Source organism: Streptomyces sp. RGM 3693, from assembly GCF_050471125.1.
Classification (GTDB): Bacteria; Actinomycetota; Actinomycetes; order Streptomycetales; family Streptomycetaceae; genus Streptomyces.
In genome coordinates this window covers 134,833-157,551 of the sequence record NZ_JBMPPQ010000002.1, presented here as the reverse complement: position 1 = coordinate 157,551, position 22,719 = coordinate 134,833, and the positions used below count along the sequence as shown (strand labels likewise).

Genomic DNA, 22,719 nt, shown 5'->3' with positions numbered 1-22,719 from the left:
AAGTAGGCGCGTCCGTCCGGGCGTGCCGGACGCCCGCTACGAGGCGTCCGCCCGCTATGAGGCGTCCGCCCGCCACGGGGCGTCCGCCCGCTCCGACCACGCGACGCCCTGCCGGTCGATGTGCTGCCCCTCGGGGTGTTCGGTCCGTGCGCAGGGCCGGGGGTTGTTGCTGGCCTTCGGCCGGGTCGCCCCGCAGAGCCGGGGCGTCCGGACCGGGCACGACTGGGTCATGTCACACCGCCACCAGGTTGGTACGGGCGCGGGCCCGGACCGGTCGGGAACGGTCCGGGCCCACTGGTTGGGGGTCGCAGTCCGGTTCGTCGGGCGGGCGCCGGACTGCGACGGTCGGTGGGGCGGCCCCCGACCGGCCCCGCGCGGTCCGGGGACCGCGCGGGGCCGGGTCAGGCCGCCGGTGGGTGGGTTACTTGATGAAGGCCGCGGTGCCGTTCGGGGTGCCGAGGCCGGTCGGGCCGTCGTAGCCCTTGCCCGCGGTGCACAGGTACGACGGCGAGCAGGAGCCGTTGGCACCGCTGCTGACGTCGTTCAGCGCCGAGGCGTGGGTGTACGGGTACGAGGCCGGGGTGTCGGACGCGCCCGGGGCCCCCGCGAGGGCGTAGACGCCGGCGATGAACGGGGCGGAGGCACTGGTGCCGCCGTACACGTTCCAGCCGCTGGCCTGGTAACTGTCGTAGACCGCGAGGCCGGTGGCCGGGTCGGCGACCGAGGCGACGTCCGCGACGGTGCGCTTGGCGCAGCCGGTGTCCTTCTGCCAGGACGGCTTGGCGTCGTACTGGGAGCAACCGGAGCCGGCACCCTCGCCGCCCGCCGTGGTGCCCCAGACCGACTCGGTCCAACCGCGGGTCCCGCTGTCCTTCTTGAGCGAGGTGCCGCCGACCGCGGTGACGTACTGCGAGGCCGCCGGGTACTCGACGCCGTAGCCGCTGTCACCGGAGCTGACGGTGATCGCCACGCCCGGGTGCTTGAAGTACTTGTCGTCCGAGGTGGTGTCGGTCGAGTCCTCGGGGCCGCCGTAGCTGTTGGAGACGAACTTGGCGCCCATGGTGACCGCGCGGTTCACGGCCGCACCCAGGTCGTCCATGTTGGCGCTGTTCGCCTCGACCAGCAGGATGTGGCAGGAGGGGCAGGAGGCGCTGACCATGTCGACGTCGAGCGATATCTCGCCGGCCCAACCGGCGTCCGGCGCCGGGTACTTGGTGCCGCCGTTCTGGTCGACCTTCTTGAAGCAGCCGTTGGCGGTGGTGCATTCCGGCAGGCCGTACTGCTTGCGGTAGGTCGCCAGGTCCTTCTCGGCGTTGGGGTCGTCGTTGGCGTCGACGATCGCGACGGTCTGCCCGGAACCGGCGGTCTTCGGCAGGTTGTAGGCGCTCTGCAGGTCGCTGGGGCCGAAGCCGGACGGGGTGAGGTGGCGGCCGAGCGCGAGGCTCTGCTTCACGTCCGTCCGGGCCACCGCGTTGCAGGCCATGTAGCCGGGCTTGGCCGGCTCCGCGCACAGGCGGTGGGTGGGGACGGAAGTGGTCTTCGACGCGGTGGGGGACGCGTGCGGGGCGATCGGGGCCGGGGCGGCGCCCGCCGGGGCGGCGGCGATCAGGCCGCCGATGACGAGGGTGGCCGCCGACAGCAGGGCCGGGACGCCGCGGCGCGCCAGCCCTCCGGTGCGGTCCGTTCTGCCGTTGTCTGCCGTGCTCTGTCGCAGGGAAGGCAAGGGAGTGACCTCCGTGGGGGGAGAGAGGAACCGGCGGCCGACGGTCCGCGGACGCCGGGTGGGGGGTGCGGGTGCGGTGCAAAACGCAGTGGTGCCGGTGGTGCGGTGGTGCCGGTGGTGCTGAGGGGCGGATCCGCGGAGTCGCGCGGTCCGGACGGCATGTCACGCACATGACAGGCGCTGATGCGGAGGTATGGCGCGCAGACCTCCGCACGGTGCCCCGTCACGTCACAGGCATGACGTCCGGCCCCCCGTGGACTCCGTACGAATCCGGTGGTGCGTCGCGCACGTGCACTCGATGGTGCCACCCCGGTCAGTGGTGGCTTGTTAGGAAAGTAGTGAACACACCGTCAAAGGGACACCGGGTTACGGCAAAGCCTTCTTCTGGTCCGCTTTTGGTGGCCCGCCGGACACCCGCCCGCCCGGCGGCGCGGCCCGATACCTTGGTGCGTCATGGAGTTGGAAGAGGACGCGGTGGGCAACCTCGTCGCGCTGGGCCTGGCCCGCTACGAAGCACGGGTCTATCTCGCCCTGATCAGGCGGGAGTCGTACACGGCGGCCGAGGTCGCCCGCGAGGCGGACGTACCGCGCCAGCGGGTGTACGACGTGCTGGACGCGCTGGTCCGGCGGCGACTGGCCAATACGCACCCCGGACGGGTGGCGACCTATTCGGCCGTCGCCCCGGAATTGGCCGTCGCCCGGCTGGTGGCGCTGCAACGCGAGTCCCTGGAACGGTTGGAGCGCGCCTCCGACACCCTGGCCGCGTCCCTCCAGCCGCTGTGGACAGACGGCCGCGGGCACAGCGACCCGCTCGACTACGTGGAGATCCTGCGCGACCCGACGGCGATCTCCGAACGGTTCGCCGACATCCAACGGCAGGCCCGCCGCGAGCTGTTGAGCTTCTGCAAGCCGCCGTTCGTCGCTCCGGCGGAGAACGCCGAGGGGATGGCGGCCGCCCGCCGGCTGCACCGGGCCGGCGGGACCATCCGCGCCATCTACTCCTCCGGAGCCCTGGAGGACGCCGGCATGCTCGCCAACGTCCGCAGCTTCGCGGAAGCCGGCGAGGAGGCCCGCTTCACCGCGGACCTCCCCCTCAAACTCGTCATCGCCGACGCCTCGGTGGTCCTGTGCGACATGCCCGACCCGGTGGCCGGCGCGGACTCCACCACCGCCCTGGTCATCGAGCACCCGGCGCTCGCGGCCTGTCTGCGGCTGGCCTTCCTGACGGTGTGGGAGACCGCGGCCACCGCCCCGGAGCCGCGTGCGGTGCTCCGGACGTAGCCGAAGGGGCGGGCCCCGGCGAAAGAATCGCCGGGGCCCGCCCCTTGGCGTGGACGCGCACGGACTCGCGTCGGCCACCGCTCGGACGGCTGATCAGCCCATGGGCAGGCTCTCGCCCTGGACGGCCTGGATGTCCAGTTCGACCTTGAGGGTGGTGCCGATGGCCGCTATACCGGCGGCCACGACCTGGTTGTAGTTCATCTTGAAGTCCTCGCGGCGCAGTTCCGCGGTGGCGCGGAAGGCGGCACGGACGCCGCCCCACGGGTCCGGGCCGGTGCCCAGGTAGCTGAGGTCGAGGTCGACGGGGCGGACCACGCCGTGCAGCGAGAGGTCGCCGTGCACCGTCCAGCGGTCCGGGCCGGCCGGTTCGAGACCGGTGCTGCGGTAGGTGATCTGCGGGTAGACCTCGACGTTGAGGAAGTCCTCGTTGCGCAGGTGGCCGTCGCGCATGCCGTTGCCGGTGTCGACCGACCCGGCCTTGATGACCGCCTCCACCCGGGACTTCTCGACGTCCTCGGCGATGTCGATCCGGCCGCTGAACTCGGTGAAGCGGCCGTGCACGCTGGAGATGCCCAGGTGCTGGGCGACCGCGGCCACCGTGGAGTGCATGGGGTCGATGGTCCAGGGGCCCGGCGGCGGGAGTTCCACGCCGCCCTGCCGGGCCAGGACGATGTTGCCGACGTCCATCCGGCCGCTGGCCGTGACGATCGCGCTGGAGGCGACCGGTGCGTAGCCGACGGCGGTCACGATGACCGTGTAGGGGCCGGCGGGCAGCGGCTCCGCGCTGCGCACCGCGCCGTCCTCGTCGGCGGACGCGCGCAACACCTGCGCGCCCGTCATGTCGGTGACGGTCAGCACGGCGTGCTGTACCGCCCAGCCGTCCCGCGTGCGGACCTGCGCCCGTACTCCCGCAGCTCCCGCGCCCGTCGAAGTCATTTACGTGCCTCTCCCGTTCAGTGCCGGTACGTGCCGTGTGGTGCGGGTACGTGCCGTGCCTGTCCGTGCGTGTGTCCGTGTGAGCGTGTGGTCCGTCGGGCCCTGCGGGCCCGGGTGGTCCCGGTCCGGCCCCCGGTGCGTACCGTTCCCCGGCCGGTCGGTGGAGGGGTGGACTCCGGCGGCGGCGTGCAGGCCGTCCCCTGCCTGTGCGCAGCGCCGCCGCCGGAGTCCCGGGTCCGGGCCGGGGCGCGTCTCCGCTCAATGCGCGCCCCGGTCCGGGGTGTGTCGCCCGGGCCGTCGCGGTCGCGCGGCCCGGGTCCGGGGTCAGTCCCCGGGGTGGGCGAGCTGGACGTCGTGGCCGTCCAGCCCGCCGGCGTTGATGGCCAGGCCGGAGGCGACCGGCGGGTAGCCGCTCGCGATGACCGTGTAGTCGCCGGCGTCCAGGTCGGTGAAGGCGTAGGCGCCGTCCGCACCGGTGGTGGAGGTGGCCACGACGTTGCCGGCCGCGTCGACCAGGGTGACCCGGGCGTCGGCCAGCGGGGCGCGGTCCGCCCCGGCCCGGACGACACCCTGCACCCGGGCGCCGGACAGCAGCTCGATCTCGGTCCGGGTGGTGCCCTGGCCGCCGATCTCGACGGGCTGGGCGGTGGGCCGGAAGCTCGCCGCGTTGACCGCCACGGTGTAGGTGCCGGGGGCCAGTTCGCCGAAGGAGAAGGTGCCCTCGGCGGAGGTCCGGCCGGTGGCGAGCACCTCGCCGCGGACGTCGGTGACGACGACCATCGCGTCGCCCACCGGTTCGCCGGTGATCGCGTTGCGGACCTGGCCGGTCAGGCCGCTGGTGCCGCTGAGCAGGATGTCGTAGCCGTGCGGCGCCTCGCCGATGACGACCGTGGACGCCTGCGGCTGGTGGCCGTCGGCCGCCGCGATCAGGACGTACGAGCCGGCGCCGGGCGCTTGCAGCGCGTACGAGCCGTTGGCCTGGGCGACCGAGCGGCCCAACTGCCGGCCGCTGAGCGAGATCAGCGTGACGGCGGAGCGGGGCACCGGGTTGCCCTCGGCGTTGCGGACGAAGCCGTGGACCGAGGAACCGGTCGGGGTGGCGTCACCGCCGCCGGCGGACGCGTACGCCGCCAGGGGCTGGGCCGCCGGGGCCGGCTTGGCCCAGGAGGGGGTGTGCAGACCGTCGTCGTCGGATATGGAGGGGGCGGCACCCACCAGGGCGGGCTCCCGCTCCCCGACCCCGGCGGCCGACGCGGGGGCGGACGCGGCCAGCGGGGCCGGTGCCGCGGCGGCCACGGGGGCCTGGGACGCGTCGCCGTCGCCGTCTCCGGCGAGGGCGCGCTCCGAACCGGACTTGCTGCGCAAGGCGACCTCCTTGATGAACAGGGTGATGATCAGGGCGAGAAGGGCGAACGGAGCCGCGTAGAGGAAGACATCACCGACGCCGTGCCCGTACGCGTCCTCCATGATCGACCGGATCGGGGCGGGCAGCGTCGACAGGTCGGGAATCCCGTCGCTGCTACCGCCGCCGTGGCTCGCCGCCGCGGCGGCCTTGGGGCCGAGAGCAGTGAGGCCGTCGGTCACGTAGTGCGTGACGCGGTTGGCGAGCGCCGCGCCGAGCGCCGAGACGCCCACGGCACCACCGAGGGTACGGAAGAAAGTGACCAGCGAGCTGGCGGATCCGATGTCCTGCGGCGCCACCTGGTTCTGGGTCGCCAGGACCAGGTTCTGCATCATCATGCCGACGCCGAGGCCCATCAGCGCCATGTAGATGGCGGCGTGCCAGTACGGGGTGTCCGTGCGCAGCGTGCCCAGCAGGCCGAGGCCCGCGGTGAGCAGCACACCGCCGCTGACGAGGAAGATCTTCCAGCGCCCGGTACGGGTGATGATCTGGCCGGAGATCATCGAGGAGAGGAACAGGCCCATGACCATCGGAATGGTCATGACGCCGGACATCGTCGGGGTCTTGCCCTCGGCCAGCTGGAAGTACTGCGAGAAGAAGACCGTGCCGCTGTACATCCCGATGCCGACGAACAGCGAGGCGATGGTGGCCAGCGTGATCGTCTTGTTGCGGAACAGCCGCAGCGGGATCAGCGGCTCCTTGGCCTTGGACTCGACGATCACGAAGATCACCGCGAGCACGATCGCGCCGCCGACCATGGCGAAGGTCTGCCAGGAGATCCAGTCGTAGTTCTTGCCGGCCAGGGTGACCCACACCAGCAGCAGGGTGACCGCGCCGGCGATGAAGAACGAGCCGGCCCAGTCGACCTTGACGCCCTCGCGCTTGACGACCGGGAGCTTCAGGGTCTTCTGGAGCACGACCAGCGCGAGGATGGCGAACGGCACGCCGACGTAGAAGCACCAGCGCCAGCCGAGCCAGCTGGTGTCGGTGATGACGCCGCCGAGGAGCGGTCCGCCGACGGTGGCGACCGCGAAGGTCGCGCCCAGGTAGCCGCTGTAACGCCCGCGCTCCCGCGGGGAGATCATCGCGGCCATCACGATCTGGGCCAGCGCGGACAGACCGCCCACGCCGATGCCCTGCACCACACGGCAGGCGATCAGCATGCCGGTGTTCTGCGACAGACCGGCGACGACCGAACCGCCGACGTAGATGATCAGGGCGACCTGGACGAGCGCCTTCTTGCTGAACAGGTCGGAGAGCTTGCCCCACAGCGGTGTGGTCGCGGTCATCGACAGCAGTGCCGCGGTGACGACCCAGGTGTACGAGCTCTGGCCGCCGCCCAGGTCGTGGATGATGTGCGGCAGCGCGTTGGAAACGATCGTCGAGGACAGGATGGCGACGAACATGCCGAGCAGCAGCCCGGACAGCGCCTCCATGATCTGACGGTGCGTCATGGGGCCGTCATGGGAAGCGCCGTGGCCGCCCCCATGCTTGGCATGCCCGCCCCGCACACCGGCTGGTGAGGTCGTAGCCATGTAGTTCCTTTACTTCCTTTTCATCCTGCTGCGGGGGTACGGGTGGTGGCGGGGGAGTCGTGATGCGCCCGGGTACGGCAGTCGCCGAAGCTCGTGCGGAGCCTGGCGAGCAGCTCGATGAGGTGCCCGACGTCGGTGTCGGTCCAGTCGTCCAAATACCGGGCGAGCGTCTGGGTGTAGCGCTCGGAAAGCTCCGCCAGGAGCTCCCTGCCACTCGGGGTCAGTCGCAGCAGCCGTGACCGCTTGTCCGCCGGATCGGGCTCGCGCTCGATCCAGCCGCGCTCAGCGACGTGCGCGACGTGCCGGCTGGTCACCGACATGTCGATCGCGAGCAGCTCGGCCAGCTGGCTCATCCGCATCTCGCCGTGCCGGTCGAGGAGCGTGAGCAGCCCGGCCGACGCCGGCGGGCAGTCCTGGGGCAGGATCCGCCCCATCTCCCGCTTGACGGCCCCGATGGCGCTGAGTTGCCGGGCCAGCTCTTCGTACTGACTGTGAGCGGCCACCGGCTCCTCCACGCCTCTTCACCTGCGCAACCTACGCGGTTGTTTTGTTGCTTGGGGCAACCATAGGCAAAGTTGGTTGCTGAAGGCAAACGATTCGGCGCGGATGCGGGTACGAGAATGGCAAAGTCTGACCCATGACTGAGCCATGAAAGCCGTTTCCGTGCGTAAAGGTGCTGGTCAATGCGGTAAATGGGCGGCCCGCCAAGGTGTACGCGGCGTTTGTGCCGCCCTGCCCCTCGTGCCCACCCGGACGCTCACGCCATGTACGCGTCACGCGCCACCCGGTAGGTGACCCGCCTCCGCTCTGTGACCAGCCGATCTGCGCTCCGTAGGCGGGGCCGTCCACCCTTTCCAGCCCGCGCTCGCGCCCGCCCGCGGAGGATACGCGCCCCAGGGGTGCCCCCGAGTCCCGGGTTCGCTAGGGTCCTTGCCCATGGCGACCAACCCGCAGAACCAGGCCGAGGGCAACTACGACCCGGCGGGCAGCACGCAGATGTTCAAAGCCTTCGTCGACGAGGGCGGTACCCCGCAGGGCGGCACCCCGCAGGGCGGCCGCCGTGCCCCCGCGCCCCAGCAGGCGTCCGGCGGCCCGCGCGTCGGCCTGATCGTCGGCGTGATCGTCGCCCTCGTGGTGGTGGCCGGCGCGGCCTGGCTGGCACTGGGCTGAGCGCCTGGGTCTGAATCCGGGCCGGATCAGCGGCACTCCGCGCAGACGTCCCCCGGACCGCCCTGCCGCAGCACCGTCTCCGCTGCCGCCTCGGCGAAGGCGCGGATGCGTCCGGTGTCCGCCGCGGCCCGCCACACCAGGCCGTACTCCAGCGGGGGAGCGTCGTCGAAAGGGACGTACGCGATGTTCGGCCGGGCGTAGTACCTGACCTCGTGCGCGGCGGCCGGATGTACTCCTCGCCCCGCCCCGACCAGGGCGAGGAGCTCCTGCCGGGTCGCTGCCCGCTCACCACGCTCGACGGGACGGCCCGCCGGAGTCGTGCGCGGCAGGAGATGGTCGAGCCAGTACTCCGGTACGGGCCCCGAGAGGCTGAGCACCTTGTCCCCGGCGAGGTCATCGACCCGGACGGAGGGCCGCTTCGCGAAGGGGTGCCGGGTGGAGACGGCCAGCACGCGGGTGTCGGAGATCAGTACGGGACCGGTGGCCAGATCGGGTTCGACGACGGGGAACTGGGCGAGCAGCAGGTCGAGTTCGCCCGAGCGCAGCAGGCCGAAGGGGTCGGCGAGCGGGGTCTCGTGCAGCAGGACCTCGCCGGCCGCCGGATGCCGCTCGCGGTAGGCGGAGGCGGCGAACAGTACGAGCTCACCGGCGAGCGGACTGCTGAACCCGACGCGCAGCGGCTCGGCCAGACCGCGTCCCGCGGCGACCGCCCGCTCGACGCCCTCCTTGATCAGCTCGTAGCCGGGGCGTATGTCGTCCGCGAGGCGGCGCCCGATCGACGTCAACTCCACGCGCCTGCTGGTCCGTTCGAAGAGTGCCGCGCCTATGCGCCGTTCCAGTTGCTTGATGGTCTGGCTGACCCGGGCCTGTGAGACGTGCAGGCGCTGCGCGGTGCGGCCGAAGTGCAGCTCCTCGGTGAGGGCCAGGAAGATCTCGACGTCGCGGCGTTCCATAACCATCAGGTTATCGATCGTTGCGGAACCGGCTGTTGTTCGGGGTCCGCCGGACGATCAAGGTTGAGGACATGAACACCGACCTGCACACCGCCGCCAAGCCCCTCGCCGTCATCACCGGAGCCAGCTCGGGCATCGGCGCCGCCACCGCCCGTACCCTCTCCGCACTCGGCCACCCCCTCCTGCTGCTGGCCCGCAGGGTGGAGCGGATCGAGGCGCTCGGCCTCCCCGACACCCTCGCCAGGTCCGTCGATGTCACCGACGCCGAGGCGGTGACCGGGGCCGTCCGGGAAGCCGAGGCGCTGTACGGCCCCGCCGACCTGATCGTCAACAACGCGGGCGTGATGCTGCTGGGCGAGGTGGCCAGGCAGCCGGCCGACGAGTGGGAGCGGATGTTCGACGTCAACGTGCGGGGTCTGCTCCATGGGGTACGTGCGGTCCTGCCCGGCATGATCGAGCGCGGCCGCGGCACGGTGATCAACGTCAGCTCGGTCGCGGGCCGCAGGACCTACGCCAACCACACGGTCTACAGCGGCAGCAAGTTCGCCGTGCACGGCATGTCCGAGAGCCTGCGCGAGGAGGTCGCGGGCCACGGGGTCCGCGTCGTCACCATCGCCCCGGGAGCCGTTGAGACCGAGCTGCTCTCGCACACCACCGACGAGGCGGTGAAGGCCGACTACCAGGCGTTCAAGGACTCCATCGAGGTGCTCGCCCCCGAAGACGTAGCTGCGGCGATCGGCTTCGCGTACCAGCAGCCGCAGCGCGTCACCCTGCGCGAGCTGGTCCTCGCGGCCACAGCCCAAGTGGCCTGAGGCCAACGATCCGGCAGGCGGCGGGAGTTCGCCCGACGGTCACCGTCCGCCCGGCGCCCCGACGGGCCTCGCCCGGCACCCCACCGCCGGCGCGGCCCCGCCCGGTGCTCATGCTCACCGGGCGGGACCGATTTCCCTCACCGCGCGGGCGGACCCACCGCGGCATCCTTCAGGGGAGCGCCCGGGACGCTCCCCGCGGGACGGACCGGGGCCGTGGGCCGAGCCCGTCGGCTCGGCCGGGACAGGCGCTGTCCCGTCTCACGGCTTGTCCGGTCGGGGGAAGTCACAAGTCGCCCTCGCGCTCTCCCTCTCCGTCGCTCCCGTCCTCCGCGTCGAGGTCATCCTCGTCCTCCGCGTCCTCCAACAGCAGCAGACGGGCGCCCCGACTCTCCGACACCCGGTGCACCTTGGCCAGGCGGTCGTTCAACTCGACGGCCAGCAGGTGGATTTCGCCGGGTGTCCATGTCCGGTCGGCGAGGATGCGGTAGGCGTCCTCGATGAGTTCGGCCGCCGAGGTCATCTGCTCCGCCTCGACCCGGTCGGCGAGCCGGGAGACGTATCCGGTCCCGTTACCGCGGACGAGGTAGCACGGCTTCCCGTCCCAACTGGTCCACGGCAGCAGCCGCGCGCCGTCGATGGCGTTCATCGGGCGGCCACCTCCACCCCGTGCAGCCGCCGCGGATCGACGTCGATCCCGTGCACCGCCAGCCACAACTCCCGCCGCCGGCCCCGCTGCACGCGGCGTTCCCGTCGTGCGGTGGGACGCGGACCTGCCGCCCGGTGGCAGCCGTGGGCGGGCAGTAACAGGCACAGCAGAATTTCGAAGATCGTTCGGATAGTGTGCAGCACTGTCGTCAACCTCCTGAGGGTTGAGGGCCACGCCCCCGGACGTACGCCGCTCCAGCAACGTCGCGGGGGTTTTGCGCGGCGGGATCTGTCTTGGCGAGCTGACTAGCGCCGGGATCCTTGGCGAAATTACGGCGCCAGTTATCGAGGCTGCTGTGACGCGCAGTCAAGCGCCCTGCTGACAGCTTGCTCTTGTTTGCAATGGATCCGCAATATTGCGGATCCAATCCGCAGGAACGTCTGAACGCTTGTTCTTATCCGGGTGCTGACAATGTTGTGCCAGACTGCGCACATGACCAGTGCTCAGACGTCACCGCCGGTTATGAGGCGCAGACTTGGGAGGATGCTGCGCCACTACCGCACTGAATCCGCAATGACGCTGGTGCAGGCCGCATCGTGTGTCGGATGGGAGAGCACTCGGCTGTCCCGAGTGGAAACCGGCCAGTACCAGATCAAGACGGAGGACGTCGCAAGGCTTCTGGGGGCGTACGGAGTTGGTGACTCGGAAGTCATCGTCGAGCTGAGCCAGGCCGCGGAGTCGAGCGTCAGGGCGTGGTGGGCGGCCTACTCGGACATACTCCCGAGGGCCTACGCGGACAGCATCGCGCTGGAGACAGAGGCGACGCAGATCCGCGCCTACTTCCCGCAGTTGATCACCGCCATGCTTCAGACGCCTGCCTATGCCCACGCCATTATTTCCAGCTCTCCCCGCGCGGAGACGCAGCGGGACGCCGATGCGCTCGTGCAGGTTCGGCAAGCTCGAAAGGCGGTTTTGACCAGAGCCGCCGGCCCCGTAGCACTGCGTACGGTGATCGATGAGTCCGCACTCCATGCCCGCTCAGGCTCCACGTCCGACGTCATGCGGGATCAGCTCCTGAGCCTGCTGGACATGTCGGAGCGCGACAACATCTCCATCCGCGTCATGCCTCTGGACGCGCCTGTTCACTCAGGCTTGACCAGCAACATGACGATCATGGACTTCCGGCACCCTTGGCCTTCGCTGGTGACGATCGACCACATCCGGGGAGGCGTCTTTCTGGAGCAACCGGAGGACGTCCGCGCCTTCTCGGCAGCGTTCGACGCCGTTTACGAAGCCGCCCTACCTGTTGATGACTCGCAAGACGTGATCAAGAAGTACATGAAGGGAAACTTCCATGACCGGTAAGGCAGCAATGAGCGCCGGCGATCTGACGGAGGCGACCTGGTTCAAGTCCAGCTACAGCGGCACCGACCAGTCCCAGTGTGTTGAGGCCGCTGACTTGACCGGCACTGCGTATGTGGCGATTGCCGTGCGAGATTCCAAGTACCCGCAAGGCCCTGCGTTGCTCTTCTCAGCGAGTGATTGGTCATCCTTCGTATCCGCAGTCGGGCGTGGGGGGTTCACCACCACCTGACCTGGTCGGCTACCAGCTACCGAAGTGAACGGCCCCCGCAACCGGGGGCCGTTGTCGTGTCGCCGCGAGGCTGATCCCGTCACCCTTTCCCGTCGGCGGCCGCCTTCAGGGCCGCGAGGTCCAGCTTCTTCATGTTCATCACGGCCTGCATGGCGCGGCCCCGCCCGGTGCTCATGCTCACCGGGCGGGACCGATTTCCCTCACCGCGCGGGCGGACCCACCGCGGCATCCTTCAGGGGAGCGCCCGGGACGCTCCCCGCGGGACGGACCGGGGCCGTGGGCCGAGCCCGTCGGCTCGGCCGGGACAGGCGCTGTCCCGTCTCACGGCTTGTCCGGTCGGGGGAAGTCACAAGTCGCCCTCGCGCTCTCCCTCTCCGTCGCTCCCGTCCTCCGCGTCGAGGTCATCCTCGTCCTCCGCGTCCTCCAACAGCAGCAGACGGGCGCCCCGACTCTCCGACACCCGGTGCACCTTGGCCAGGCGGTCGTTCAACTCGACGGCCAGCAGGTGGATTTCGCCGGGTGTCCATGTCCGGTCGGCGAGGATGCGGTAGGCGTCCTCGATGAGTTCGGCCGCCGAGGTCATCTGCTCCGCCTCGACCCGGTCGGCGAGCCGGGAGACGTATCCGGTCCCGTTGCCGCGGACGAGGTAGCACGGCTTCCCGTCCCAACTGGTCCACGGCAGCAGCCGCGCGCCGTCGATGGCGTTCATCGGGCGGCCACCTCCACCCCGTGCAGCCGCCGCGGACCGACGTCGATCCCGTGCACCGCCAGCCACAACTCCCGCCGCCGGCCCCGCTGCACGCGGCGTTCCCGTCGTGCGGTGGGACGCGGACCTGCCGCCCGGTGGCAGCCGTGGGCGGGCAGTAACAGGCACAGCAGAATTTCGAAGATCGTTCGGATAGTGTGCAGCACTGTCGTCAACCTCCTGAGGGTTGAGGGCCACGCCCCCGGGCCGTCCAGCAACGGTCGCGGGGGTCTCGCGTGTGGCGAGTGGTCTGGCGTCGGCTTGGTCACCCGGCTGTGTACCGGGTGTAGTCAATTGGTCACCAGATGGGCCTAACTTCCAATAGGCTGGGCGAAGTTCAGTTGCAAAATTGAGATTTACTCTGCGCTGCACCGCGGTGTCTGGTCGCAAAAGCAGGAGGTCACGGCGTTGGATGAGGCGACGGCTCCGGAGAACTTCAATCCACTTCAACGCTTCGGGGCGGACGTGAAGCGCGTACGGCTCGGGCGCAAGCTCACGCAGAAGCACCTGGCCAAGGCTGTGGGCTACTCCGATGGCTACGTCAGCATGGTGGAGGCGGGGAAGCAGATGCCCAGCGCGAGGTTCGCCAGCGGGTGCGACCTGGCCTTCGGCACAAACGGCCTGTTTGCAGGCTTGTTGAAGAGACTTGATGAGGCCGATCACCCGAGCTGGTTCGTCTCGTACCTCGAAAAGGAGAAGAGGGCGGCCAGCATCTGCGACTACTCGGTCCACGGCATCATGGGCCTCTTGCAGACGGAGGCGTACGCACATGCGATCTTCCGAGCTGGGCACCCGCACGCGCCAGCGGACGTGATCAAGGGCAAGGTCGATGCCCGCATAAGTCGCCGCACCGTGATGGCCCAGGGATACCCGCCAACACTGTGGGTGGTCCTGCACGAGGCGTGCCTGAGAACGCACGTCGGCGGACCCGCAGTGATGGCCGCTCAGTTAGGGCACTTGATCGCCTCGGCCGAGAGCCCCGGCATCGACATTCAAGTGATCACGTTCGCTGCCGGGGCTGCTGCGGCGCACGTGTTGCCGTTCACTCTGCTCACGTTCCACTCCGAGCCCACCATCCTCTACTCGGATGGACCACTCGGAGGAAAGCTCTACGACAGGGAGCCAACTGTCGCGACCGCCGTGCGCAACTATGATCGATTGCGGGCGCACGCCTTGTCTCCGGATGATTCGCTCGCCATGGTCAAGGGATTGCACAAGGAGTTCACCTCATGAGCGCAGGCATAGATCTCGCCGTCGCCGCGTGGTTCAAGTCCTCGTACAGCGGATCCGACGGCGGCCAGTGCATCGAGGTCGCCACCAACCTCGTGCCCTCGCACGGCGTCGTCCCGGTTCGGGACAGCAAGACCGTGGAGGGTCCGGTCCTCGCCTTCCCCGCTACGTCCTTCTCCTCCTTCATCGTGGCAGTCAAGGGCAACACGCTTTCCCGCTGACCCTGTTGCGCGGAGTGAGTAGCAGAACGGCCCCCGCGACCGGGGGCCGTTGTCGTGTCGCCGCGAGGCTGATCCCGTCACCCCTCGCCGTCGGCGGCCGCCTTCAGGGCCGCGAGGTCCAGCTTCTTCATGCTCATCACGGCCTGCATGGCGCGGGTGGCGCGGGCGCGGTCGGGATCGTTGAGCATGTCGGCCATTCCCTCCGGGACGACCTGCCAGGACAGCCCGTACCTGTCCTTGAGCCAGCCGCAGGGGCCCTCCTCGCCGCCCTCGGAGAGCTTGGTCCAGTAGTAGTCGATCTCCTTCTGGTCGGTACACGTGACGGCGAAGGAGATCGCCTCGTCGAAGGTGAACTCCGGACCGCCGTTGAGCGCGGTGAACTCCTGGCCGTCCAGCTCGAACTCGACGGTCAGCACCGTGCCGGCCGGGCGCGGGCTGCCCTCGGTGTAGTGCGTGACGTTCTTGATCTTCGAGTTCGGGAAGACCGAGCAGTAGAACTCGGCGGCCTCCATGCTCTGGGTGTCGAACCAGAGGTTGGGGGTGATCTTCGGCATGACGCGCTCCTGGTGGTGGGGCCGGGTGGCCGGATGGCCGGACGGTCGTGGTCGGTGGATCGGCGGCCCGGGGGCCGTCATCTGTATCGACCGCCGCGCGGCACCGGACTCATCGCCATTCGGGTGGGGAATCCGGCGGAAGCGGGGGCCGCTCACCGGGACCGTGGCGCATCCGGCAAATGCGCCCTGTCGTTGCCTCAACCGCGGGCCTACACTCCGGCGGACCTGACACCCGACGAAGGAGGCGCACCGTGGGCAAGCACCGTTCCCCGATCGGAGACGACGGTCAGCAGCCAGGTCGTCCGCCGCAGCCGAAGTAGGTCCGTTCGTGTCCCGTCCAGTGCCCGACGAGGCCATCGGCGCTCTACTGGAGCAGATCGCCGAACAACTGGGTGCGCCCGTCCCCGCACAACTACGGGCGGCCCTCCGCGCCGTGCCTCGTCATCTCTTCCTGCCGTCCACGCTGTGGTTGCGCGACGGCAAGGGAGGCTACGAGGCGTGCGACCGCGCGCGGGAGCCCGATCGTTGGTGGCGCGCGGCCTACCGCGACGTCCCGCTCGTCACTCAGTTCACCGAGTTGCCCGACGGGGACCTCGTTCCCTCCTCCTCCGCCTCGATGCCCAGCATGGTGGTACGCATGCTGATGGCCCTCGGCGGCCGGCGCGGACAGCGGTTGCTGGAGATCGGTACGGGCACCGGGTTCAACGCGGCGCTGCTCTCGTACCTTTTCGGCGCCGAGAACGTGACCTCGCTCGACGTCGATCCAGGGCTGATCCGCCGGGCCGAGCAGGCTCTGCGGGCGAGCGGCCAGCGGCCGGAGGTGCACTGCGCGGACGGTGCGGGCGGCTGGCGGCCGGCTGCCCCGTACGACGCGATCATCGCCACCTGCTCCGTCAGGACCGTGCCGCTCCCCTGGCTGGAACAGGTCGTGGCAGGCGGCCGCATCGTCACCCCGTGGGACACCGCGTGGTGCAACTACGGCACCCTCGTCGCCACCAAGCAGGCAGACGGTACGGCCGAGGGCGCCCTCGCTCCGTACGGTTCCTTCATGCTGATGCGGGCCCAGCAGGCCGACGTCGAACTGCACCGCGATCTACTGCGCGACGGCCAGCACCCCGAACGCTCCACGACCCGCCTCTCTCCCTGGTCGGTGGCCGGGAACGACCTCGATGCGCAGATGTACGTGGGCCTGCATGTGCCGGGAGCGTGGCATTCGTGGGACACGGAGGCGGAAGGGGCCCATACCCGGCTGTGGTTGGCCGACGATCAGGCGACGAGCTGGGCCAGCGTGGACTACGACGGCCGGCAGACGTCGACCTTCGCGGTGGCCCAGTACGGCGCCAGGAAGCTGTGGGACGAGGTCGTCCGGGCATACGACCAGTACGTGGCCGCCGACCGCCCCGGAATCGACCGACTTCGACTGCGGGTCTCCGCCGAAGGCCGTGGGACGCGGCACGAGGTGCGCCTGTCGGCCTGACACGTCAGCCCCGCGCCGTAGTGCGCCCCGCTCCGGCCGTTCACAGTGAGGAGAGCGTATGACCGCCAAGGGCGAGGGCCGTCAGCCGCAGTACAGATGATCCTGGACTCGGCCGCGTACGTCCTCGAATACGACATCGAGGCGTAGTGATGGCGGCCGACCGGAATCAGCCCCTAACTACCGTCCTGTCATTTCCACTTGAACGTTACGTCCTTGGTGTCCAGGTGCATCCCCAGCGGCACCCGCCAGGCGTCCACGCAGACCCGCCAGGTGCCGGTCGCCGGTTTGTCGGGGGCGAGGGGGAGCGGGAGTTGGTGGGTGGAGTCGAGCGTGGCCCAGTCGATGCCCAGGGCGCCGATGACGTGGCTGCCGAAGGTGACGGTGCCGGCGGTGACTGGGCGGTCGCCGGTGTTGAGGAAGTCGATGGTGATCCGCTGGCACCAGCGGACGTCGGTGTCCGAGAGGGCGGGTTTGCCGACCACCAGGCCGGACGGGGCGTCCGGGCCGGCCGGGATGGTGGGGGAGGGCGGCTCGGGCGCGGGGGATCCGCCGGGCGGTGGAGCGGGGGAACCGCCGGGTGGAGAAGGGGCGGTGGAGCCGGGGGCGCCGCCGCTGCCGTGGCCCGTGGAAGGCCCTGTGGGGGATCCGGGCGGGCCGGTCGGCGGGGTGCCGGGGGTACCGGACGGCGTGTGGCCCGCTGTGCCCGACGAGGGGCCTGGGGCGGCCGGGTCGGGGTGGCCGGAGGAGCCTGGGGAGCCGGCAGGGCCGGAGTCGTGGGTGCCGGCGCCGTCGCCGTCCAGGGGCGTTAGTTCGACGCTGCCCGGTGGGGGTGCGGGCTTCGTCGGTGCGGTGCCGTCGGAGGGGCCTGCCGCGCCCACCGCGGCATAGCCGGATCCGGCCGCGCTGCCGCAGCCGGTGAGGAGGACGCCCAGGCAGAGCACGGCCGCCGAGGCGGAGGCAACGTGGGCAACAGGCGTGGTGCGTCGCATCGTGCGGACACCTCCCAGCGGTGGCTGGGCGACAGTGTCGCTGACGAAGCGTCAGGTGTGAAGAGGTGGGCGTGGGGAGGTGCGTGCAAAGAGGTGGGTGTGGAGAGGGGTGTGCGGGTCGGCGTGGGTCGGCGCGGGGCCGGAAAGGGGTCACGGCAGACGGCCGACAGTGGGGTCACGGCACGCGACGACCGGTGAGGGCGGAGCCGGCCGTGCCGCGAGAGCGCGGTGCCGTCTCCTCTTGCTGTCCGCCGAGCGGCCCGGATGGGCTGTCGCCGTTGCCCCTCGGCGGACCGTTCCTCAGTCCGAGATCAGCCCTTCTCGGAGTTGCGCCAGCGTGCGGGTGAGCAGTCGGGAGACGTGCATCTGGGAGATGCCGACCTCCTCGCCGATCTGCGACTGCGTCATGTTGGCGAAGAACCGCAGCATGATGATTTGGCGCTCCCGGGGCGGGAGTTTGGCCAGCAGCGGCTTGAGGGACTCGCGGTACTCGACGCCCTCCAGCGCGGTGTCCTCGTAGCCGAGGCGGTCCGCGAGGGAGCCCTCGCCGCCGTCGTCCTCCGGGGAGGGGGAGTCGAGCGAGGAGGCGGTGTAGGCGTTGCCCACCGCCAGGCCGTCGACGACGTCCTCCTCCGACACCCCGAGGCACAGGGCGAGTTCGGGAACGGTCGGCGAGCGGTCCAGCTTCTGGGAGAGCTCGTCGCTGGCCTTGGTGAGGGCGAGGCGCAGCTCCTGGAGGCGACGCGGGACGCGCACGGACCAGGACGTGTCACGGAAGAAGCGCTTGATCTCGCCGACCACGGTCGGCATCGCGAACGTCGGGAATTCCACCCCGCGTTCGCAGTCGAAACGGTCGATCGCCTTGATCAGGCCGATGGTGCCGACCTGGACGATGTCCTCCATCGGCTCGTTGCGGCTACGGAAGCGCGCAGCCGCGTAGCGCACGAGCGGGAGGTTCAGTTCGATGAGTGTGTCGCGCACATACGCGCGCTCGGCGGAGTCCTTGTCGAGCGTGGCGAGCCGCAGGAACAGGGACCGGGAGAGCGAGCGGGTGTTGATGGCGTCGACGTCGTCATGCACGTGTGGTGCCGGCGCGGGAATCGCTGAAAGCACCTTTGAGCTGCCCAGTTCTACGGACATGCCACCCCCTTGAGGTCGCGGACGGGTCGCTGCGGCGTCCCCGGCCCAGGCGGACCGAGGAGTTATGCCTCCACCTGAATACCGGAGGCAGCACCACGGCAAACGCGGTTCCTGCAGAATGTCACATGTCGGCAACACGCTGTAGCGTCTTGTCGACATATCTGTGCAGGAACGGGTCGCCCATGCTGGTTAGGCGTCGATCCTGTTTGCGGATCGCAGACGAGCGAAGCTCCGCGACAGTAGCCGGGACACGTGCATCTGCGAAACCCCGAGCTCCGCACTGATCTGGGACTGCGTCAGATTGCTGTAGTAACGGAGCAGGAGGATGCGCTGCTCGCGCTCCGGGAGCTGGACGAGGAGGTGCCGTACGAGGTCTCGGTGCTCGACGCCGGCCAGTTCGGGGTCCTCGTAGCCGAGGCGGTCCAGGAGGCCGGGCAGGCCGTCGCCCTCCTGCGCGGCCTCCAGTGATGTGGCGTGATACGAACGGCCCGCCTCCAGGCAGGCCAGTACCTCGTCCTCGCCGATCTTCAGCCGCTCGGCGATCTCCGCGGTGGTGGGGGAGCGGCCGTGCAGCACCGTGAGGTCCTCGGTGGCGCCGTTGACCTGTACCCACAGCTCGTGGAGGCGGCGCGGGACGTGGACGGTGCGGACGTTGTCCCGGAAGTAGCGCTTGATCTCGCCGACGACGGTCGGCATCGCGAAGGTGGGGAACTGTACGCCGCGCTCCGGGTCGAACCGGTCGATGGCGTTGATCAGGCCGATGGTGCCGACCTGGATCACGTCCTCCATCGGCTCGTTGCGGCTGCGGAAGCGGGCCGCGGCGTAGCGGACCAGCGGGAGGTTGGCCTCGATCAGTGCGGCACGGACGCGGGAGTGCTCGGGGGTGCTGGGTTCCAGGCCGACCAGCTCGGCGAAGAGCACCTGCGTCAGCGCCCGGGTGTCCGCGCTACGGCTCTCGCGGGCCGGAGCCTTTGGCGCAGTACGGGCCGTCACGGTCACGCCACCCTTCACAGTGCATATATCGCAGCATGTATCGCGTATCGCATGTATCCGGCAAAAGCGGTCATAGCATCACAAGACATGTGCACTGTGTGCAAGCACCCCATAACGCCGTGTTGAAGAGAGAGTTGGCGTTGCGCGCGGGTTGCGCGCGGGTCGCGCGCGAGGGGGGTGCGGTGGGCGGCCCGGGCGCACGGCGAAGCCCCTCGCCTACGGGGGGCGAGGGGCCGGGGTGGGCGTCGCGGCGCGGGTGGCGCCGGAGGGGGTCAGAACTCGTAGTCAGCGATCACCCAGGTGGCGAATTCGCGCCACTGGACGGCAGCCGCCTGGTGGGCCGGGTGCTCGATGTACCGCTTGAGGGCGTCGGTGTCGGCGACGGCCGAGTTGATCGCGAAGTCGTAGGCGATCGGGCGGTCGGTGATGTTCCAGGCGCACTCCCAGAACGTCAGCTCCGGGATCTCCTTCTCCAGCGCGGCGAAGGCGCGGACGCCGTCCTGCACCCGCTCCTCGTCGCGCGAGACGCCCTCGTTGAGCTTGAACAGGACCAGGTGGCGGATCACAGCGGCCTCCGTGCGGCGGGACGATGCGCAGCCGGTCCGGCGGGCCGACTGGGACCTAGCTGACCAGCTGGGTCATGAACTGGCCGACGCTCTGCGCGGCGGTCGAGATGCCCTCGAAGCCTATCTGGACGAGCCCGGCTGCCCGTTTGGGGGTGGCGATGATCGTCCAGAACACGAAGATGATGACCAGGTACAACGCGACTTTCTTCGCCGTCGCCATCAGTTCCGTCTCCCCTACGGCAGGTCCCTACGCCCCTACGGCGTCCCCCGCGGACCCCCTGGCCCCCGTGGCCGCCCCGTTTGCCGGTGCGGTCGGGCGAGTGTAACCACAGGTGTTCGACCGGGGCAGGCGGAGCGGCCCGGCCGGCCCCGCCCTTCACATGGGCCTTATGGACCAAAGGCCCGCCAAGGAGGGCCCTTTGTCCGCCTGTTGGGGCGGCCCGCGGGCGGCAGTATGGAAGCACGGGTCACGGCGGATCTGGCAGGAATCCGCGGGGCCCCGGGATCAGTGCCCCACTGCGGGGTCCGTGCCGCGCGCCCCCTGACAGCGCGGTGTGGACATCGGGGCCCGGTCCTCATCGGGGGAGGCGGTTCCAGCCCCCTGGCCCGCCTCCCCCGGCCAACACCCCGCCCCCGCCCCGCGCTCCGTGCGCCGGGCGCGCGCACCGGTCCGGACCGTTTTCCCGGCAACCTCAGGACCGTTCTTCTCGTCCCTCTTCCCGTAAGGCATCCCCGTACGCCGGCGATTCCGCCATGTACGCGACAATCGGTCGGCACGGAGCGCGGGCCGGTCCGCGGCGGCCGACCGCCGTGGCACGAGCCCGCGCGGAACGACGAGAGGAAAACGGGGCTCCGACGATGAAGATCGACTGGGACCGGCGCACCTGCGCGCGGCGCGGGCACATCACCTATCTCCCGCACGAGGAGCACCTCCAGGCGAGACTGCACGCCAGCACCGCCCTGGGCACGGCCTGGCGCTGTCTGCGCTGCGGCGACTTCGTGCTCGGTGAGCCGCACGGCTCCGGGCCGGCCACCGACGCCCCCCTGGTGCCGCGCGGCAAGGCGCTGCGGGATCTGTTCATCCTGCGGTTCCTGGCCGTGGAACGGGCGCTGCGCGGGGTGTTCGTCGTGCTGGCGGCGCTCGCGGTGTGGCAGTTCAGCAACAAGCAGGACGCGGTCCGCCAGTTCTTCGACAAGAACCTGGACGTGGTCCGCCCGATCGCCGTCCACTTCCACTACGACCTGGACCACTCCCCGGTCGTCGACACCATCCGGAAGACCTTCGGCTACCAGCACTCCACTCTGGTCCTGGTGGCTGCGCTGCTGCTCGCCTACGCACTGGTGGAGATCGTCGAGGGGGTCGGCCTGTGGATGGCCAAGCGCTGGGCGGAGTACCTGGCGGTGGTGGCCACCTCCGCCTTCCTGCCGCTGGAGATCTACGAACTGACCGAGAAGGTCAGCTGGATCAAGATCGCCACCCTGGTCATCAACATCCTCGCGGTGCTCTACATCGCGTTCGGCAAGCGGCTGTTCGGCCTGCGGGGCGGTCGCGCGGCCTTCGAGGGGGAGCGGCAGAGCGCCTCCCTGCTGGAGGTCGAGACGTCCGCCGGGATGCCCGCACCCGCCCATAATGGCTGAACGCACCGTACGAGGGGGAAAGCAACCCATGCGACCGAAGCTCACCAACTCCGCGCACCGGCAGTCCGGTTCGCCGCACACGTCCGTCCGCCGGACCGTGGGGCGTCGCCCGATGGCCGTACTGGCGCTGCTGTTCGGCCTGCTGGCCGTCGCGGCCGGTCCGGCGGCCGCCGCCGGGCTGACCGACGCCGCCGCGGCCCACCCGGCCGCCGTGGCCGCCCCGCAGGCCGCGTCGGGCGCGCGGACGGCCGCCGCCGACGCCGCCGAGCGCGTCGAGGCGGCCCCCGCGGCCGCCATGAAGTGGCGGCACAGCACGCACAGCAGCTACCACCACGTCACGCACCTCACGCACCAGACGTCCTTCACGTCCCACGCCAAGCCGAAGAAGAAGATGGGCTTCTTCAAGAAGCTCGGCATCTTCCTGATCGTGATCATCGTGGTCATCATCGTCATCGTGATCCTGCTGATCTGGATGATCGTGCACTTCATCCGGAAGGCTTTCCGCCGCCGGGACTGACGGATCGCGTCAGCCTTTCGGCGCCGACCGCACACGCGGGGGCGGCCGGAGTCCGTAACGGGCTCCGGTCGCCCCCGTTTTTGTTTTCTGTTTCGGGCGTTTTCGGGAATTTCTCGGTGACCGGAAAAGGCTGGTCGGTGGCTCGCGGCCGGTTCGCGCGCTTGCGTCGGCGAGGGCTTCCGCGTCCTCCTCGGGCGATTCGAGAAAGCGCAGCTCAGTGGCGTAAATAAGGCGTCATTGAATCCATCACATCATCGTACTAATGGGGGATTGAGTCATTTCATAGGTTTTTCTTGACGTGGATTGCCGTGGTCCGCGGCAATGGTTGTCGAGCGCTCACCCGGAGCGATGGCGGGTGTGGCTCATGGGGTAATTGAAAAATCCACGGAAAGGGGAATCCGCATGACCGAGGAAGACGAGCTGTTCGAGGAGATGGCCATTCCGGAGTCGGAGACGGCTTTCGCCGGCCACAGCTGCCTTTGTTTCGTCACCGAATACGACGACTCGGAGTCCGCGGAGTAACGAGAAAACGTGCCTCCCGGCCGGTGCGACGAACCGGCCGGGAGGCGCCTCCGCGCCCCACCCCACGGCTCCCCG

At 69.9% G+C, this 22,719-nt stretch carries 27 protein-coding genes; 11 read left to right on the top strand and 16 right to left on the bottom strand.

All coding sequences use genetic code 11. The annotated features are described in order from the left end of the window. Positions 1-54: 54 nt before the first annotated feature. Positions 55-231: a hypothetical protein gene (locus tag ACO0M4_RS17965; RefSeq protein WP_430371618.1), complete on the bottom strand. Its 177-nt coding sequence runs from the start codon at positions 229-231 to the stop codon at positions 55-57. 190 nt (positions 232-421) lie between these two features. Beyond that, positions 422-1,666 (bottom strand): S53 family peptidase, encoded by a 1,245-nt coding sequence (locus ACO0M4_RS17960; protein WP_430373836.1) that lies wholly within the window; start codon positions 1,664-1,666, stop codon positions 422-424. A gap of 510 nt (positions 1,667-2,176) precedes the next feature. Between ACO0M4_RS17960 and ACO0M4_RS17955 the strand changes: the two genes are divergently transcribed. Then, positions 2,177-3,004: a TrmB family transcriptional regulator gene (locus ACO0M4_RS17955; RefSeq protein ID WP_430371617.1), complete on the top strand. Its 828-nt coding sequence runs from the start codon at positions 2,177-2,179 to the stop codon at positions 3,002-3,004. A gap of 93 nt (positions 3,005-3,097) precedes the next feature. Here the strand turns inward: ACO0M4_RS17955 and ACO0M4_RS17950 are convergent, their stop codons facing one another. The 3 genes from ACO0M4_RS17950 to ACO0M4_RS17940 all read right to left on the bottom strand — a co-directional run bounded on the left by ACO0M4_RS17950 (position 3,098) and on the right by ACO0M4_RS17940 (position 7,380). Beyond that, the gene (locus ACO0M4_RS17950) at positions 3,098-3,940 is read right to left on the bottom strand and encodes a YceI family protein (RefSeq protein WP_430371615.1); all 843 of its coding nucleotides are present in this window, start codon (positions 3,938-3,940) and stop codon (positions 3,098-3,100) included. Between the two features lie 324 nt (positions 3,941-4,264). Next, entirely contained in the window at positions 4,265-6,877 is a 2,613-nt protein-coding gene (locus ACO0M4_RS17945; protein WP_430371613.1) for an MFS transporter, read from the bottom strand. A gap of 20 nt (positions 6,878-6,897) precedes the next feature. Continuing rightward, positions 6,898-7,380 (bottom strand): MarR family winged helix-turn-helix transcriptional regulator, encoded by a 483-nt coding sequence (locus tag ACO0M4_RS17940; RefSeq protein ID WP_430371612.1) that lies wholly within the window; start codon positions 7,378-7,380, stop codon positions 6,898-6,900. A 433-nt stretch (positions 7,381-7,813) separates the two neighbouring features. Here ACO0M4_RS17940 and ACO0M4_RS17935 point away from each other — a divergent pair, with 433 nt between their 5' ends. Beyond that, on the top strand, positions 7,814-8,047 hold the full coding sequence (locus tag ACO0M4_RS17935) for a hypothetical protein (protein ID WP_430371611.1): 234 nt from the start codon (positions 7,814-7,816) through the stop codon (positions 8,045-8,047). Positions 8,048-8,073: 26 nt separating this feature from the next. Here the strand turns inward: ACO0M4_RS17935 and ACO0M4_RS17930 are convergent, their stop codons facing one another. Next, positions 8,074-9,000, bottom strand: a complete 927-nt coding sequence (locus ACO0M4_RS17930) for a LysR family transcriptional regulator (protein WP_430371609.1) — start codon at positions 8,998-9,000, stop codon at positions 8,074-8,076. Between the two features lie 71 nt (positions 9,001-9,071). Here ACO0M4_RS17930 and ACO0M4_RS17925 point away from each other — a divergent pair, with 71 nt between their 5' ends. Further along, the gene (locus ACO0M4_RS17925; protein WP_430371608.1) at positions 9,072-9,812 is read left to right on the top strand and encodes an SDR family oxidoreductase; all 741 of its coding nucleotides are present in this window, start codon (positions 9,072-9,074) and stop codon (positions 9,810-9,812) included. 283 nt (positions 9,813-10,095) lie between these two features. Here ACO0M4_RS17925 and ACO0M4_RS17920 read toward each other — a convergent pair whose 3' ends face one another. Continuing rightward, a complete protein-coding gene (locus ACO0M4_RS17920) occupies positions 10,096-10,458 on the bottom strand; it encodes a hypothetical protein (RefSeq protein WP_430371601.1) in 363 nt (120 codons plus the stop codon). After that, positions 10,455-10,661 (bottom strand): hypothetical protein, encoded by a 207-nt coding sequence (locus ACO0M4_RS17915; protein WP_430371607.1) that lies wholly within the window; start codon positions 10,659-10,661, stop codon positions 10,455-10,457. The genes ACO0M4_RS17920 and ACO0M4_RS17915 overlap by 4 nt, the downstream gene beginning before the upstream one ends. A 340-nt stretch (positions 10,662-11,001) precedes the next feature. On the opposite strand from ACO0M4_RS17915, the gene ACO0M4_RS17910 reads away from it, so the two are divergent. Then, on the top strand, positions 11,002-11,823 hold the full coding sequence (locus tag ACO0M4_RS17910; RefSeq protein ID WP_430371605.1) for a helix-turn-helix domain-containing protein: 822 nt from the start codon (positions 11,002-11,004) through the stop codon (positions 11,821-11,823). Then, positions 11,813-12,052 (top strand): DUF397 domain-containing protein, encoded by a 240-nt coding sequence (locus tag ACO0M4_RS17905; RefSeq protein WP_430371603.1) that lies wholly within the window; start codon positions 11,813-11,815, stop codon positions 12,050-12,052. Before ACO0M4_RS17910 ends, ACO0M4_RS17905 begins: the two co-directional genes overlap by 11 nt. Before the next feature lie 346 nt (positions 12,053-12,398). Here the strand turns inward: ACO0M4_RS17905 and ACO0M4_RS17900 are convergent, their stop codons facing one another. Beyond that, complete coding sequence (locus ACO0M4_RS17900; RefSeq protein ID WP_430371601.1) at positions 12,399-12,761, bottom strand: hypothetical protein; 363 nt, start codon at positions 12,759-12,761, stop codon at positions 12,399-12,401. Then, on the bottom strand, positions 12,758-12,964 hold the full coding sequence (locus ACO0M4_RS17895; RefSeq protein WP_430371600.1) for a hypothetical protein: 207 nt from the start codon (positions 12,962-12,964) through the stop codon (positions 12,758-12,760). The genes ACO0M4_RS17900 and ACO0M4_RS17895 overlap by 4 nt, the downstream gene beginning before the upstream one ends. Before the next feature lie 241 nt (positions 12,965-13,205). On the opposite strand from ACO0M4_RS17895, the gene ACO0M4_RS17890 reads away from it, so the two are divergent. Both ACO0M4_RS17890 and ACO0M4_RS17885 read left to right on the top strand, forming a co-directional pair. Next, positions 13,206-14,030: a helix-turn-helix domain-containing protein gene (locus ACO0M4_RS17890; protein WP_430371598.1), complete on the top strand. Its 825-nt coding sequence runs from the start codon at positions 13,206-13,208 to the stop codon at positions 14,028-14,030. Continuing rightward, positions 14,027-14,248, top strand: a complete 222-nt coding sequence (locus ACO0M4_RS17885) for a DUF397 domain-containing protein (RefSeq protein ID WP_430371596.1) — start codon at positions 14,027-14,029, stop codon at positions 14,246-14,248. Before ACO0M4_RS17890 ends, ACO0M4_RS17885 begins: the two co-directional genes overlap by 4 nt. A 77-nt stretch (positions 14,249-14,325) precedes the next feature. Here ACO0M4_RS17885 and ACO0M4_RS17880 read toward each other — a convergent pair whose 3' ends face one another. After that, positions 14,326-14,802, bottom strand: coding sequence for a VOC family protein (locus tag ACO0M4_RS17880; RefSeq protein WP_430371595.1), 477 nt, complete (start codon positions 14,800-14,802; stop codon positions 14,326-14,328). A 328-nt stretch (positions 14,803-15,130) separates the two neighbouring features. Here ACO0M4_RS17880 and ACO0M4_RS17875 point away from each other — a divergent pair, with 328 nt between their 5' ends. Beyond that, positions 15,131-16,279, top strand: coding sequence for a methyltransferase domain-containing protein (locus tag ACO0M4_RS17875; RefSeq protein ID WP_430371593.1), 1,149 nt, complete (start codon positions 15,131-15,133; stop codon positions 16,277-16,279). A gap of 188 nt (positions 16,280-16,467) precedes the next feature. On the opposite strand, the gene ACO0M4_RS17870 is transcribed toward ACO0M4_RS17875, so the two are convergent. The 5 genes from ACO0M4_RS17870 to ACO0M4_RS17850 all read right to left on the bottom strand — a co-directional run bounded on the left by ACO0M4_RS17870 (position 16,468) and on the right by ACO0M4_RS17850 (position 20,187). Next, positions 16,468-17,268, bottom strand: a complete 801-nt coding sequence (locus ACO0M4_RS17870; protein WP_430371592.1) for a hypothetical protein — start codon at positions 17,266-17,268, stop codon at positions 16,468-16,470. Between the two features lie 300 nt (positions 17,269-17,568). Continuing rightward, complete coding sequence (locus ACO0M4_RS17865; protein WP_430371590.1) at positions 17,569-18,408, bottom strand: RNA polymerase sigma factor SigF; 840 nt, start codon at positions 18,406-18,408, stop codon at positions 17,569-17,571. Positions 18,409-18,597: 189 nt separating this feature from the next. Further along, positions 18,598-19,407, bottom strand: a complete 810-nt coding sequence (locus ACO0M4_RS17860) for an RNA polymerase sigma factor SigF (protein WP_430371589.1) — start codon at positions 19,405-19,407, stop codon at positions 18,598-18,600. Positions 19,408-19,673: 266 nt separating this feature from the next. After that, positions 19,674-19,967 carry a Dabb family protein gene (locus ACO0M4_RS17855; protein WP_430371587.1) on the bottom strand — a complete coding sequence of 98 codons (294 nt, stop codon included), beginning with the start codon at positions 19,965-19,967 and terminating at the stop codon, positions 19,674-19,676. Between the two features lie 55 nt (positions 19,968-20,022). Next, a complete protein-coding gene (locus tag ACO0M4_RS17850; protein WP_430371585.1) occupies positions 20,023-20,187 on the bottom strand; it encodes a hypothetical protein in 165 nt (54 codons plus the stop codon). A 638-nt stretch (positions 20,188-20,825) separates the two neighbouring features. On the opposite strand from ACO0M4_RS17850, the gene ACO0M4_RS17845 reads away from it, so the two are divergent. The 3 genes from ACO0M4_RS17845 to ACO0M4_RS17835 all read left to right on the top strand — a co-directional run bounded on the left by ACO0M4_RS17845 (position 20,826) and on the right by ACO0M4_RS17835 (position 22,644). Next, positions 20,826-21,605: a DUF2127 domain-containing protein gene (locus ACO0M4_RS17845; RefSeq protein ID WP_430371584.1), complete on the top strand. Its 780-nt coding sequence runs from the start codon at positions 20,826-20,828 to the stop codon at positions 21,603-21,605. A gap of 28 nt (positions 21,606-21,633) precedes the next feature. Beyond that, entirely contained in the window at positions 21,634-22,122 is a 489-nt protein-coding gene (locus ACO0M4_RS17840; RefSeq protein ID WP_430371583.1) for a hypothetical protein, read from the top strand. A 402-nt stretch (positions 22,123-22,524) separates the two neighbouring features. Continuing rightward, positions 22,525-22,644, top strand: a complete 120-nt coding sequence (locus tag ACO0M4_RS17835; RefSeq protein ID WP_430371581.1) for an azolemycin family RiPP peptide — start codon at positions 22,525-22,527, stop codon at positions 22,642-22,644. Positions 22,645-22,719: the final 75 nt, after the last annotated feature.